The organism is Rhodoluna limnophila (assembly GCF_005845365.1).
GTDB lineage: Bacteria > Actinomycetota > Actinomycetes > Actinomycetales > Microbacteriaceae > Rhodoluna > Rhodoluna limnophila.
On record NZ_CP040509.1, the window covers coordinates 447,586 to 460,904 of the forward strand.

At 54.4% G+C, this 13,319-nt stretch carries 16 protein-coding genes; 14 read left to right on the forward strand and 2 right to left on the reverse strand.

Annotated elements, in window-relative coordinates; genetic code table 11:
* The first annotated feature begins 117 nt into the window (after positions 1–117).
* From FFA38_RS02205 to dapF, 7 genes are all read left to right on the forward strand, one after another.
* Complete coding sequence (locus tag FFA38_RS02205) at positions 118–426, forward strand: helix-turn-helix domain-containing protein (RefSeq protein ID WP_138275188.1); 309 nt, start codon at positions 118–120, stop codon at positions 424–426.
* Between the two features lie 89 nt (positions 427–515).
* Entirely contained in the window at positions 516–737 is a 222-nt protein-coding gene (locus FFA38_RS02210) for a DUF3046 domain-containing protein (RefSeq protein ID WP_419247543.1), read from the forward strand.
* 215 nt (positions 738–952) lie between these two features.
* Complete coding sequence (recA, locus tag FFA38_RS02215; RefSeq protein ID WP_138315391.1) at positions 953–2,026, forward strand: recombinase RecA; 1,074 nt, start codon at positions 953–955, stop codon at positions 2,024–2,026.
* A gap of 2 nt (positions 2,027–2,028) precedes the next feature.
* The gene (locus FFA38_RS02220; protein ID WP_138315392.1) at positions 2,029–2,610 is read left to right on the forward strand and encodes a regulatory protein RecX; all 582 of its coding nucleotides are present in this window, start codon (positions 2,029–2,031) and stop codon (positions 2,608–2,610) included.
* A 7-nt stretch (positions 2,611–2,617) separates the two neighbouring features.
* A complete protein-coding gene (gene miaB / locus FFA38_RS02225; protein ID WP_138315393.1) occupies positions 2,618–4,099 on the forward strand; it encodes a tRNA (N6-isopentenyl adenosine(37)-C2)-methylthiotransferase MiaB in 1,482 nt (493 codons plus the stop codon).
* Positions 4,096–5,028, forward strand: a complete 933-nt coding sequence (gene miaA, locus FFA38_RS02230) for a tRNA (adenosine(37)-N6)-dimethylallyltransferase MiaA (RefSeq protein WP_138315394.1) — start codon at positions 4,096–4,098, stop codon at positions 5,026–5,028. The genes miaB and miaA overlap by 4 nt, the downstream gene beginning before the upstream one ends.
* A 9-nt stretch (positions 5,029–5,037) precedes the next feature.
* On the forward strand, positions 5,038–5,922 hold the full coding sequence (gene dapF, locus FFA38_RS02235) for a diaminopimelate epimerase (RefSeq protein WP_138315395.1): 885 nt from the start codon (positions 5,038–5,040) through the stop codon (positions 5,920–5,922).
* 20 nt (positions 5,923–5,942) lie between these two features.
* On the opposite strand, the gene FFA38_RS02240 is transcribed toward dapF, so the two are convergent.
* Positions 5,943–6,554, reverse strand: a complete 612-nt coding sequence (locus tag FFA38_RS02240) for a class I SAM-dependent methyltransferase (protein ID WP_138315396.1) — start codon at positions 6,552–6,554, stop codon at positions 5,943–5,945.
* A gap of 126 nt (positions 6,555–6,680) precedes the next feature.
* Here FFA38_RS02240 and hflX point away from each other — a divergent pair, with 126 nt between their 5' ends.
* Entirely contained in the window at positions 6,681–8,111 is a 1,431-nt protein-coding gene (hflX, locus tag FFA38_RS02245) for a GTPase HflX (RefSeq protein WP_419247546.1), read from the forward strand.
* Between the two features lie 17 nt (positions 8,112–8,128).
* Here the strand turns inward: hflX and lexA are convergent, their stop codons facing one another.
* Positions 8,129–8,800 carry a transcriptional repressor LexA gene (gene lexA / locus FFA38_RS02250; protein WP_138276032.1) on the reverse strand — a complete coding sequence of 224 codons (672 nt, stop codon included), beginning with the start codon at positions 8,798–8,800 and terminating at the stop codon, positions 8,129–8,131.
* 197 nt (positions 8,801–8,997) lie between these two features.
* On the opposite strand from lexA, the gene FFA38_RS02255 reads away from it, so the two are divergent.
* The 6 genes from FFA38_RS02255 to FFA38_RS02280 are packed head-to-tail and all read left to right on the forward strand — an operon-like array spanning position 8,998 to position 13,313.
* Positions 8,998–9,357 carry a hypothetical protein gene (locus tag FFA38_RS02255; RefSeq protein ID WP_138315398.1) on the forward strand — a complete coding sequence of 120 codons (360 nt, stop codon included), beginning with the start codon at positions 8,998–9,000 and terminating at the stop codon, positions 9,355–9,357.
* A 43-nt stretch (positions 9,358–9,400) separates the two neighbouring features.
* Positions 9,401–10,492: a histidinol-phosphate transaminase gene (locus FFA38_RS02260; RefSeq protein WP_138315399.1), complete on the forward strand. Its 1,092-nt coding sequence runs from the start codon at positions 9,401–9,403 to the stop codon at positions 10,490–10,492.
* 51 nt (positions 10,493–10,543) lie between these two features.
* Complete coding sequence (gene hisB / locus FFA38_RS02265) at positions 10,544–11,143, forward strand: imidazoleglycerol-phosphate dehydratase HisB (RefSeq protein WP_138315400.1); 600 nt, start codon at positions 10,544–10,546, stop codon at positions 11,141–11,143.
* Positions 11,140–11,772 (forward strand): imidazole glycerol phosphate synthase subunit HisH, encoded by a 633-nt coding sequence (hisH, locus tag FFA38_RS02270; RefSeq protein WP_138315401.1) that lies wholly within the window; start codon positions 11,140–11,142, stop codon positions 11,770–11,772. The genes hisB and hisH overlap by 4 nt, the downstream gene beginning before the upstream one ends.
* A gap of 20 nt (positions 11,773–11,792) precedes the next feature.
* On the forward strand, positions 11,793–12,524 hold the full coding sequence (priA, locus tag FFA38_RS02275) for a bifunctional 1-(5-phosphoribosyl)-5-((5-phosphoribosylamino)methylideneamino)imidazole-4-carboxamide isomerase/phosphoribosylanthranilate isomerase PriA (protein ID WP_138315402.1): 732 nt from the start codon (positions 11,793–11,795) through the stop codon (positions 12,522–12,524).
* 3 nt (positions 12,525–12,527) lie between these two features.
* Positions 12,528–13,313 carry an SseB family protein gene (locus FFA38_RS02280; protein WP_138315403.1) on the forward strand — a complete coding sequence of 262 codons (786 nt, stop codon included), beginning with the start codon at positions 12,528–12,530 and terminating at the stop codon, positions 13,311–13,313.
* The last annotated feature ends 6 nt before the right edge of the window (positions 13,314–13,319 follow it).

A 13,319-nucleotide genomic window follows, 5' to 3' on the forward strand; every position in this document is an offset into this window, starting at 1 on the left:
CAGGAACAAATCAGCCCCGGAGCCGGTTCTGTTTCAAGTAACACTCAGGTAAATCTCAGGCGGTCGGTTTATCGTTTGTCTGAGGCAACGGGTAGGTTATTTACAAAGGAGGCACAAATGGTTCTAGTTCGTCAAGAAATCGGAGACGTGCTTCGCGACTTTCGTTTGCAGAAGGGTCGAACCCTTCGCCAGGTCGCAGGGCGCGCTAGCGTGGCTTTGGGCTATCTAAGTGAGGTAGAGAGAGGACAGAAAGAGGCTTCTTCTGAGATTCTCGCTTCTGTCGCTGAGGCACTTGATGTCCCAATCTCGCAGATCATGCGTGAGGTTAGTGACCGCCTTGCTTTGCTTGAGGGAGTCACCATCCCTGACACAATTCCGGCAGAGTTTGTAGCTAACTACGATTCCGCTCTTGCTGGAGCTCGCTAGCTCCAACAACAACTGGCTCTGAAAGACCCCCGGTATTGTCGGGGGTCTTTCTGCATATCTCAAAGCTTGGGTAGGGTCGTAAGGTGCGCTTGAGTGAATTTCGTGAATACATGACCGATGAATTTGGTCGCGGTTATGCGCTTGTCGTGGCAGAAGACCTAGTTATCGGTGAATTGGGTGATCTAACCGCCAACCAAGCGCTGGCCAAGGGTGCAGCGCCTAAAGAGGTGTGGCTCGCGGTCTGCCACGCTGCTGGTGTGCCAAAAGAGCGGTGGCACGGGGCTGTCAAAGACAAGCCAACAGGCCGCTGAACAAAAACCCGAAGAAACGACACGCCAAATAAATTAACTATCGAAATCTTGTTCGAATGCGTGTAGGTTAATAACAACGAGTTTTGCGGTGCAGTTTTCAACAATTTGAGTCGGTTTTTCAGCAATGTCAGACCGGCAAAATAAAGTCGGATTTTAGAAATCAAAACCACCTGAAGTTCATCAGCAACGGCGATTAGCCAGAATCAGAGGACCAAATGCCATCACCATCAGATCGCGAAAAGGCACTAGACACTGCTCTTGCCCAGATTGACCGTCAGTTCGGTAAAGGCTCAGTTATGCGCCTTGGTTCAGATGATCGCGCACCGGTAGAGGTAATCCCAACCGGCTCAATCGCTCTAGACGTGGCATTGGGTACCGGTGGCCTGCCAAAGGGTCGCATCGTTGAGATTTACGGCCCAGAGTCTTCAGGTAAGACCACCGTTGCACTGCACGCAATTGCTAACGCCCAGCGCAACGGCGGAATCGCTGCTTTCATCGATGCTGAGCACGCACTCGACCCTGAGTACGCAAAGGCCCTTGGTGTTGACACCGATGCACTTTTGGTTAGCCAGCCAGACACCGGAGAGCAGGCTCTAGAAATTGCCGACATGCTGATTCGCTCGGGCTCAATCGACATCATCGTCATCGACTCTGTTGCAGCACTTGTACCACGTGCCGAGATCGAGGGTGAAATGGGAGACTCGCACGTCGGTCTGCAGGCACGTTTGATGTCGCAGGCACTGCGCAAGCTGACCGGTGCTTTGAACAGCACCGGCACCACCATGATCTTCATCAACCAGCTCCGCGAGAAAATCGGTGTGTTCTTCGGCAGCCCTGAAACCACCGCCGGTGGTAAGGCGCTAAAGTTCTACGCTTCGGTCCGCTTGGACATCCGCAGAATTGAAACCCTGAAGGACGGCACTGAGGCTGTCGGAAACCGTACTCGCGTCAAGGTCGTAAAGAACAAGATGGCGGCCCCGTTCAAGCAGGCAGAATTCGACATCATTTACGGAATTGGTATTTCTCGCGAGGGAAGCCTGATCGACTTCGGTGTCGAACAAGAGATTGTGAAGAAGTCAGGTGCCTGGTACACCTACGAGGGTGAACAGCTTGGTCAGGGTAAAGAGAATGCCCGTAAGTACCTCATCGAAAACGGCAAGGTTGCCGACGAGATTGAGAAGAAAATCAAAACCAAGCTAGGTATCGGTGTACCGCGCGCGGTTGCCGATTTGCCGGCCGAATCCGCTCCAGACGCTTCAACCAAAGCAAAGGCTGCCAACGCAGGCTAAGAATGGTTTACCAACGAGGTCGGTCCAAACGCGTCAAATCAGGCTCTGAGGAGTCTTTTGAGGCGAACGAGGGCCGGCCTCGCCCAGTTAAAGACAAGCCACAGCCAAGCCCAGAGAGGCTTGAGCAGCGAGCACGAAATGTCCTCCTTTACCAACTTGCCAAGAGTGCAAAGTCCAAGCAGCAACTTCGTGAAATTCTTGAAAAGCGCGAAATTCCGACTGAAATTGCTGAGCCGATTCTCGAGCGGTTCACCGAAGTTGGCCTGATTGATGATCAGGCCTTTGCGGCTACTTTAGTTTCAAGCAGGCGTTCATTTCGCGGGCTATCTAAGTCCGCTATCCGCCAGGAGTTGAAGACCAAGGGGGTTGAGCCCCAAGTCATCGAAACGGCGCTTGAGACAGTTTCCACCGAAGACGAACTCCAGTCGGCACAAGAACTTGCTCTCAAAAGGTTCAACCAAATGTCTCACCTTGATAAAACAACTCGAGACCGGCGTCTGGCGGGTTTCCTTCAGCGCAAAGGGTATTCCAGCTCGGTCACCTTCGCGGCTATCCGCTGGGCCGAGAGCCAAGAGCTAAAATAGTCACCTAATGACAAATGCAACCCGCACCTACGAAGTGCGCACCTACGGCTGCCAGATGAACGTTCACGATTCTGAGCGTCTAACTGGACTTCTTGAGGGCGCTGGCTATGCGCCAGTCGAGTCTGGTTTGGCCGACATCATCGTTTTCAACACGTGCGCCGTGCGTGAAAATGCAGATAACAAGCTGTATGGCAATTTGGGAATGCTCGGCGAAATTAAGCGTGAAACCCCAGGCATGCAAATTGCCGTGGGTGGTTGTCTGGCTCAAAAAGACCGCGACACCATAATCAAGCGCGCGCCATGGGTTGACGTCGTATTCGGAACCCACAACATCGGCTCTCTTCCGGCGCTACTCGAGCGAGCCCGCCACAACCAAGAGGCCCAGGTCGAAATCCTTGAGGCACTGGAAACTTTTCCAAGCGATTTGCCAACCAAGCGAGACTCAACCTACGCGGGCTGGGTTTCGATCTCGGTGGGTTGTAATAACACCTGCACCTTCTGCATCGTTCCGAGCCTCCGAGGCAAAGAGAAAGACCGCCGTCCTGGCGATGTCCTTGCCGAGGTTCAAGCCCTGGTAGATGACGGTGCCGTCGAGGTCACTCTTCTCGGCCAGAACGTAAACACCTATGGTGTTGAGTTTGGAGACAAGGGGGCGTTTGCCAAGTTGTTGCGCGCCTGCGGCGAGATCAAGGGCCTTGAGCGCGTGCGTTTTACCAGCCCCCATCCTGCAGCCTTCACCGATGACGTCATCGAGGCTATGGCTGAGACCCCTAACGTCATGCCATCGCTTCACATGCCACTGCAGTCTGGCAGCGATAAGGTCCTCAAGGACATGCGTCGTAGCTATCGCAGCGATAAGTACCTTGGCATCATTGAGCGAGTTCGTAATTTGATTCCCGATGCTGCCATCACAACCGACATCATCGTCGGATTTCCAGGCGAGACCGAAGAAGACTTCCAAGAAACCATGCGGGTGGTAGCGGAGTCTCGCTTCAGTGCGTCATACACGTTCCAATACTCCAAGCGCCCTGGTACTCCAGCCGCCGATCTTCCTGACCAATTGCCTAAGGCAGTTGTGCAGGAGCGATACGAGCGCCTGATGGCCTTGGTGAATGATGTGGCGTTGAAAGAAAATCAACTCCAAATTGGTCGAACCGTTGAAATCTTGGTTGCCAACAACGAGGGTCGTAAGGATGAAGCCACTAACCGAATGAGCGGTCGTGCCCGGGATAATCGTCTGGTGCACTTTGAGATTCCTGAGGGTGCCGAGCGTCCACGTCCTGGCGACATGATTACAGCACGCATCACGGGCGCTGCTCCTTACCACCTGCTAGCTGACGACCTAAGTGCCTACAGCGTCAGACGGACAACTGCGGGCGATGCCTGGGACCGAGCTGAGGCTGCGAGCTGTTCCGTTCCGGCTACCTCCAGTGGCGGCGCTGCCCAGTCGGTTTCACTAGGCTTACCAACTCTAAAAAAGCCGGAATGAAGCCCAAACTTATTGCTGTAGTTGGTCCTACCGGAAGCGGCAAGTCTAACCTCGCGATTGAAATTGCTAAACATGTTTTGTCCCACGGGGGCCGAGCAGAGATTATCAACGCTGATTCAATGCAGTTTTATCGAGGCATGGACATTGGTACTGCAAAACTTTCCGTCGAGGAACGTCAAGGAATCACTCACCACCTCTTTGACTGGCTTGAGATCACGGATGAGTCCACCGCAGCCGAGTATCAAACCGTAGCGCGGCCACTAATCGAGGAGCTTCAGGCCGAGGGTGTGGTTCCTATTTTGGTTGGTGGTTCAATGCTTTACGTTGCCGCCGTTTTGAATAATTTTGAGTTTCCGGCCCGCGATGCACAGCTTAGGGCCCAACTAGAGGCCGATCTTGAGCTTGTCGGTCCGCACGAGTTGCATCGAAGGCTGGCTGCTATTGATCCGGTGGCTGCCGGAAGAATCACCCCAGAAAACGGCCGCCGAACTGTGCGTGCCCTTGAGATCGTCACACTTACTGGCCAGCCGTTTGCGGCGGCATTACCCGATGAGATTGTCGACTGGCAGCCTGTGCTCGAGATAGGCACCAATGGGCCGCGAGAGGACCTCAGGGCGCGGCTGGAGGCCCGAGTGCACCAAATGTGGGCAAACGGTTTGCTGAACGAGGTTGAGCGTCTTATTCCGCTAGGAGTTCGAAACGGAAAAACATCATCCAGGGCCATTGGCTACGCGCAGGCGCTAAACCAAATTGATGGCTTGATGAGTGAAGAAGAGGCAATCGCCGACACCGTGCGTTTGACCCAAAAATATGCCCGCCGCCAGATGTCTTGGTTCCGTCGTGATCGACGAATCAACTGGCTTGATTACCAAGACGTTCAGTTTCAGAGCAAGGCCCTGCAGCTGGTTACCAATTGGCTTGACCTTTAGGCTTGTCGCATGGCTAATTTGATAAATTTCACCAAAGGGCACGGCACCGGCAACGACTTTGTGCTGTTTCTCGACTCTGATGGAGAGATCAAACTCACTGCTGCGCAGATTGCCAAGATTTGTGATCGCCACTTCGGCATTGGAGCCGACGGTCTAATCCGCGTGATTAAGTCCGAGGCGCTACCCGAAGGTGCCGCCGTGCTTGATGAAGAGCCAAATGCCACCTGGTTCATGGATTACTACAACGCAGATGGCTCGACTGCGGAAATGTGCGGCAACGGAACCCGTGTCTTTGCTCGGTATCTGACCGAAAAGGGCTTGATTGAACTTCACGATGGTGAAACCTTGTCTATCGGCACGCGCGCAGGAGTTAAAGATCTGCAGCGCAACATGGCTGGCTTTGCTATCGACATGGGTCGCTGGAAGCTCGAGGGGGAGAGCCTGGTCAAGGCCTCAAACCTGGAGGTATCGCGCCCAGGTCTGGGGATCAATCTCGGAAACCCACACGTTGTCGTAGCGCTAGCCGAGCCGGAGGAGCTTGCCAATCTGGATCTAACTCGCAAGCCTGCAATTGAGCCGGAACCTGTCAAGGGCGCGAACGTGGAATTTGTTGTTCCATCTGACCCAATGGTCAAAGATGGGGTTGGCAGCATCCAGATGCGCGTTTACGAGCGTGGCGTTGGTGAAACGCTGTCTTGTGGAACCGGGATTGTGGCGGCCGCTTTGGCTACTCGTCACTGGGCCGGCGCAGGTGCTCCGAATCAGTGGACAGTACGGGTGCCCGGCGGAACTTTGGGTGTGCGCATGTTCGCAGCCGAAGACGGCGAGCACGTTGGTCTCAGCGGTGCCGCTGAACTGGTTTATGACGGCCAGATCGACATCAGCATTCTTTAGGTTGGGGTGTCCCTAGAGGCCTAAGCGCGGTTCTTGACCCGCAAAACTCTGAATGATTTGGCTGTTTCGACTCGGATAGTCGAGAAGCCTTCGGGTAGTTCCACCTCAAGCCATCGGTGCAGTGAATCAGCACCCAAATTCTTTTGAACCACGAGGTATCCCTCGGCACCAGCGCTCAAACGTGGCAGCCAGGTCAGCAAGATCTCGTGAAGGGCATCCTTGCCAACCCGAATTGGAGGGTTTGACCAGATGGCACTGAAGGCGAGATCCTTCGGCACGTCCTCTGGCTTGCAAGTGTTGATGTTGGTAAGACCAAGTTTGGCGGCGTTGGCCGCAGTGAGTTCCAATGAACGCTCGTTGACGTCCACCGCCCAGATTGTGGCTTTGGGTGAGCGAACCGCAAGCGATAGGGCAATCGGCCCCCAACCGCAACCAATGTCAAGAATGTTTCCGCTCGGCGGAGCTTCATCCAAGTGCTGTAACAGTATTTGCGTACCCTGATCGATGTGGTCTGGGCTGAAAATACCACCTGCAGTGGTCACCGTTACCGCGCGACCATCAATGGTTACCTGAATTTGCTTGGGCTTGAAATTGCTGCCTGGGGTTTCCGAAAAGTAGTGTTCAGAAGCCATAGTGGAAACAGTAATACAGATAGGCAAACTAGTGTTAGTTGCGTGGACGACGAGCTTTTTGCTGAAGATGATCAACCAACTTTCACTCATGGCACCTCACGGGGTGATGAGGTCGTAGAACGCATCCTGCGCCGCGGTGAGCGTGCGGCTGCGCTGGGTGCCGAAGAGACCCACAATTTCAATTCTTATGACGGCGATCAGTCCGAGCGCGAGGATCGATCTGCTCTGCGACGGGTTGCCGGTCTTTCCACCGAACTCGAAGACATCACGGATGTCGAGTACCGACAGCTCCGCCTCGAAAAAGTAATCCTGATCGGCCTTTGGGGTGAAAACACGCTGCTAGATGCTGAAAATTCTCTTCGCGAGCTTGCAGCGCTCGCCGAAACTGCAGGTGCAACGGTTCTTGACGGTCTCCTGCAGCGACGTGCCCACCCAGACCCTGCCACCTATCTGGGAAAGGGTAAGGCACAGGAGCTCAAACAGCTCGTTGCCGCGGCTGGGGCAGACACTGTCATCGCCGACACTGAGCTAGCACCAAGTCAGCGACGTGCACTCGAAGACGTAGTCAATGCCAAGGTGATTGATCGGACCGCAGTTATTCTCGACATCTTTGCCCAGCACGCCAAGAGCCGTGAGGGTAAAGCTCAGGTAGAACTTGCTCAGCTTGAGTACCTACTGCCGCGCCTTCGAGGCTGGGGTGAGTCGATGTCGCGTCAGGCCGGTGGTCAGGCTGCCGGTGGCGTTGGTATGGGTTCACGCGGACCCGGCGAAACAAAGATTGAGCTCGATCGTCGAAGAATCAATACCCGGATGGCCAAACTTCGCAAGCAAATTATTGCGATGAAGCCAGCGCGCGAAACAAAAAGGGCTAATCGAAAAAAGAATGCTGTGCCAGCCGTGGCAATCGCGGGCTACACCAACGCGGGTAAGTCATCGCTACTCAACCGCATGACCCAGGCCGGTGTTTTGGTTCAGAACGCACTGTTTGCAACCCTTGACCCAACCGTCCGTAAGGCAAAAACTCCCGACGGCCGAGACTTTACTTTTGCCGACACAGTGGGCTTTGTTCGCAACCTGCCGCACCAACTTGTCGAAGCCTTCCGGTCCACCCTCGAAGAAATCGCCGACAGCGACCTAATCGTTCACGTTGTTGATGCCTCGCACCCCGATCCTGCGGGTCAAATCGCCACGGTGCGTGACGTTATCGGTGAGGTTGGGGCCCGAGGGATTCCGGAACTTATCGTCTTTAACAAGATCGACCTAGCTGATGAAACTCAACGTATGGCTCTACGCGGTATGGAGCCTGCCTCGATCGGGGTTTCTGCTCGTACCGGTGAAGGAATCGAAGAGCTCATGCAGGTCATCGCCGACTTGCTGCCTGAGCCAAATGTGGAGATTGCCGTTTTGATTCCATACAACCGTGGTGATTTGGTATCCAAGCTGCACCTGAATAGTCGAATCATGATGCTTGACTATCGCGAAGGTGGCACTTTTGTTCGGGCAATGGTTAAACCAGAAACGGCAGCCGAACTTGCCGACTACCGTTTGGTGATTTGAGGTTTTTGGGCTGGGGCTTAGACCGAGCGGAGAACCGCAACAACTTTGCCCATGATTACTGCATGGTCGCCAAGAATTGGTGCAAATTCTGAGTTCCTAGGCAACAGCCAAGTGTGGCCGTCCTGCTGCTTGAAGGTCTTTACTGTGGCCTCGTCCTCTAGCAGGGCCGCAACGATGTCTCCGTTTTCGGCATTCTGCTGTTGGCGCACAACTACCCAGTCGCCATCGCAAATTGCTGCGTCAATCATCGACTCGCCTTTTACTTTCAATAGGAACAAATCTCCCTTTCCGACTAGCTGTCGGGGGAGGGGGAAAATCTCCTCAACGTTCTGCTCGGCGGTGATTGCGGTACCAGCCGCAATTTGACCGACCATCGGAACCATGGCCGCATCGCCGATCGGGGTTGCGTTTTCGCTGCTTTCGGAGCTTTGTCCCTCCCAGCCCGGCAGTTCGATCAAGACGTCAATTGTGCGAGGGCGCTTAGGGTCTCGGCTGATGTAGCCGGCAAGTTCAAGTTGATTCAACTGGTGACTAACGCTGGCAGGTGAGGCCAGCCCAACTTCTTCACCGATTTCGCGCATGCTTGGCACGTAACCACGTTCAGCCTTAGATCGTTGAATAGCCTGCAGAATTCTCTCCTGCATTGGGCTCAAGCTGGATGCACGTCTCGTGGAGCGCTTTTCTTCCATCGCCAGGCCTTTCGTGATTGTCATGGGTACCTGTTTGAATCTAGAACTATCGAAAGAGTATTCGTAAAACAGGTATAAATCAAACACATTTTCGAATAAAACAAATTTTTCTTGACAAATTGTCGGTGGTTATTTGTATTCTTGTTCTAAAGCGAACAACTGTTCGAAACAAAGGTTTCAATTGAGAGGTGTTTCAGATGTCTAGCTACACACCAACCACTCGCATGGTCCGTCCAACCGTTCGTGTTGAGAACCAGGTCAAGTTGAGCACTGCTGGTCGACGCTTTGTTAGAAGCGCAATCATCCTTGCGGTTGCAACTGCGGGTTTCATCGCAACAGCCAACGGTTTCGGCGCCAGCAATGCCAACGCAAACTCATCAGCAGCTCAAGTCACGTTTCAGTACGTAACCGTTTCTGCCGGCCAAGACCTTTGGAGCATGGCTGAGGAGCTAGCTCCAAACCGTGACCCTCGCGACTGGATCGTGGACGTTGTGAACCTAAACGGCCTCGGAACCACCGAGGTGCAGCCAGGGCAAAAGATCGCGCTTCCTAACTAGTCGTTCCGAGGTTCTCGGCACCGCCCTCCGGTAACCTAGTCGGGTGGCTAATCTAGAAGACCTTCCCCTACGCAGTGACCTACAAGGGCGCAAACCCTACGGTGCACCTCAACTTTCCGTTCCTGTTGCGCTAAACGTGAACGAGAACACACACCGTATTCCCGAAGACGTCGCAGTCGACATCATCGGCCGTTTGGCTGCAGCGGTTTTAGACATCAACCGGTATCCAGATCGTGAATTCACTGCACTTCGTCAGGCATTAGCCGATTATCTTGACGCTGACCTAGCAGTCGAAAACATTTGGGCTGCTAACGGTTCAAACGAGGTCCTCCAACACATCTTCCAAGCCTTCGGTGGCCCCGGGCGCAAGGCCCTTGGTTTCAATCCGACCTACTCGATGTACGGCCTAATCGCTCAGGGTACGGGAACCGATTACGTCGATTACCCGCGTCTTGATCGCTACGAACTGACTCCCGAGCACATTCGTAGTGCAATCCTCGCTGAGCGTCCGAACATCGTCATGCTGTGTTCACCAAACAACCCAACCGGTACGCCCCTCAGCCTGAGTTGTGTTGAGGCTGCTTATGACGCTGTCTCAGAGGCAACTGGCGGCATCGTTGTGGTTGACGAAGCCTATGCCGAATTTGGCGGAGTCACCGAGGTTAGCGCTGTAAGCCTCTTGCCTGGTCGTGAACGCCTTCTAATTAGCCGAACCATGTCAAAGGCTTTCGCGTTTGCCGGTGCCCGAGTGGGGTACCTCGCTGCAGACCCGGCTGTCGTGGATGCCCTACGGCTTGTGCGACTGCCGTATCACCTGAGCGCATTTACTCAGGCAGCTGCTGAAGGAGCCCTGGCTCACTCTGAAACAATGCTGGCCACCGTTGACGACATTCGATACCAGCGCGACCGAATCGTCATCGAGCTGAAGGACATGGGGCTAGATCCATTCCGATCCGACGCAAATTTTGTGTTATTCGGAGGGCTCGAGGACTCGAATGCTGTTTTTGAAGCCCTCTTGGCCAAGGGTGTCCTAATTCGCAACGTTGGCATTCCAGGAACCCTTCGAGTATCCGCAGGTACTGAGGCTGAGACCACGGCTTTCCTGGAGGCACTGCGCGAAGTCCTAGCAAAGTAGCAATTCGCTAGACTTAGAGAATTCGAAAATCGCTTTGCGAAAGGTAAAACTATGAGCCGGTCTGCATCATTGCAGCGCAGCACCTCAGAGTCTTCAATTGAGTTGACGCTCAACCTTGATGGCACTGGTCGCGCGGACATCTCGACTTCTGTCCCGTTCTTTGACCACCTGCTAACCGCATTTGCAAAGCACTCACTCGTCGACCTTTCGGTCCGCGCCACCGGAGATACTCACATCGATGTGCACCACACAGTTGAGGACACCGCGATTGTTTTGGGTCAGGCGATTCGTCAGGCTCTGGGCGACAAGGCTGGTATCGGGCGCTACGGCGACGCGACCGTCCCGCTAGATGACGCACTTGCTCGCGCTGTTGTTGATGTTTCAGGCCGCCCTTACCTCGTTCACACCGGTGAGCCTGCAGGATTTGAATTTCACCTAATTGGTGGGCACTTCACTGGTTCGATGATTCGCCACGTTTTTGAGGCTATTTCTCTAAATGCGGGCATCACGGTGCACGTGACTGTTCTTGACGGCCGCGATCCGCACCACATCGCCGAAGCTGAGTTCAAGGCGTTTGCTCGTGCATTCCGTAAGGCCGTTGAAAACGACGCACGTGTAGTCGGCATTCCTTCTACCAAGGGTGCTTTGTGATTGCACCCCGCGTAGTCGTTTTAGATTACGGCAGCGGTAACGTCCACTCAGTGGCCCAGGCCTTAGAGGTAGCTGGCGCCCGCGTTGAACTCACTAAAGACCGTGAAGCCGTGCTTGCGGCTGATGGTTTGGTGGTTCCGGGTGTCGGCGCCTTCACTGCCGTTATGGAGCAACTCAATGATGTGAAGGGTGCCGAGCTTATCGACCGCAGATTGGTCGCCGGCAAACCGGTACTTGGAATTTGCGTTGGGCTCCAGGTTATGTTCGAGCAAGGCCTAGAACACGGGATTGAGACCCAAGGCCTCGGGCAGTGGCCAGGAATCGTTGAAAAACTCGACGCACCAGTTCTGCCGCACATGGGTTGGAACACTGTTCAGCCCCCTGCGGCCACCAAATTGTTCAGCGGAATCGAGCAGGAGCGTTTCTACTTCGTTCACTCTTACGGAGTAAGAAACTGGCAGATGGATGAGCAGGGGCCGTTGACCCACCCTCAAGTTACCTGGGCAGAATATGGCTGCCGCTTCATCGCAGCTGTCGAAAATGGTCCGTTGTCGGCCACCCAGTTTCACCCAGAGAAATCCGGGCAAGCGGGCATCAAACTTCTCAGCAATTGGCTGGGCACTTTTTAGTATCAAGGAAAGAGATTTAAATGGCTAACTACCTAGAGTTACTTCCAGCTGTCGATGTTGCTGACGGAAAGGCCGTTCGCCTAACCCAGGGTGAAGCAGGTTCAGAGACCGATTACGGCAGCCCACTTGAGGCGGCCCAGACCTGGATCCAGGCTGGCGCTGAGTGGATCCACCTAGTCGATCTAGATGCCGCATTCGGACGTGGCGATAACCGCGCCATCATTCGTGACGTTGTTGACTCGGCTTCATCGGTAAAGATCGAACTCTCCGGTGGTATCCGTGACGATGCTTCCCTTGAGGCGGCCCTCGAGGCTGGCGCAACCCGCGTCAACTTGGGCACAGCAGCTCTAGAAAACCCTGACTGGACCGAGCGCGTCATTGCCAAATTTGGTGATGCAATTGCCGTCGGTCTAGATGTTCGCGGTACCACCCTCGCTGCACGCGGTTGGACTCGCGAGGGCGGCGACCTCTGGGAGGTGCTCGCTCGTCTCGAGGCAGCAGGTTGTGCTCGTTACGTGGTTACCGATGTAACCAAGGACGGCACCCTTCGTGGCCCAAACATAGATTTGCTTCGTGAGGTCATGAAGCGCACCGATAAGCCAGTTGTGGCATCTGGAGGCATCAGCTCACTGCAGGACATCCGTGATTTGCGAGCTTTGGTAGGAGAGGGGCTTGAGGGTGCAATTCTCGGTAAGTCGCTTTACGCCAACAAATTTACGCTCGGAGAAGCACTCGAGATCGCAAACGCCTAGATCATGAAAAGCCACGACCACGAGCACATCAACACCAATCCGCTAGCGGATTCAGCTGGTGTGCCGTGGGAGGGCCGCAGCTTCGAACAAAATCCATTTTCCGACGACGATGGATCCGCGCGACCAGAGCTAATCCTGGCAATTGCTGAATTTCAAATGTCTGGCGATGCGAGCAAGGTAATCGCAGAAGTGTCGAAATCCCGCCTGTTGATTCCACTGTTGGCTGACCTTGGTGAATCAGGTCAGGGTGCGCATGGTCAGACTGTCGACAAAAGTGCCGACCTCTCCATCGTGACGGTTAAGACTCCCGATGGCGAGACCGGGCTTCCGGTGTTCAGCTCGGTAACAGCAATGTCGGCTTGGAATACCAAAGCCCGCCCAGTACCAAGTGATGCAGTGCGGGTCGCGCTGGCTGCTGCGAGCGAAGGCACCAAGCGGGTGATTCTGGATCCGGGTTCACCAACCGAATTTGTAATTAGGCGCCCTGCGATTGAGGCGTTGGCCAAGCAGAAAGCCTGGATTCCTCCGCATCTCAATCGCGAACTCTTTGGGGCGTTCACCGCACAATTGGGAAGTCAGCCAGCTGTTCGTTCGCTGAATCTACGTTCTGGTGACCTCATGTCGAGACTATCGGGGCCTGAATTGGTTATCTCACTCGAAATGAAACCGGGCCTGGCCCAGGCAGAACTGCAGAGTGTTGTGACTCAACTTGTGAATCAGTGGTCCACAATCCCAAACCTTGGTGACGTAGTTGACTCGATGAAGGTTGAGATTCAGCAAGCCCGATAGTTGGCG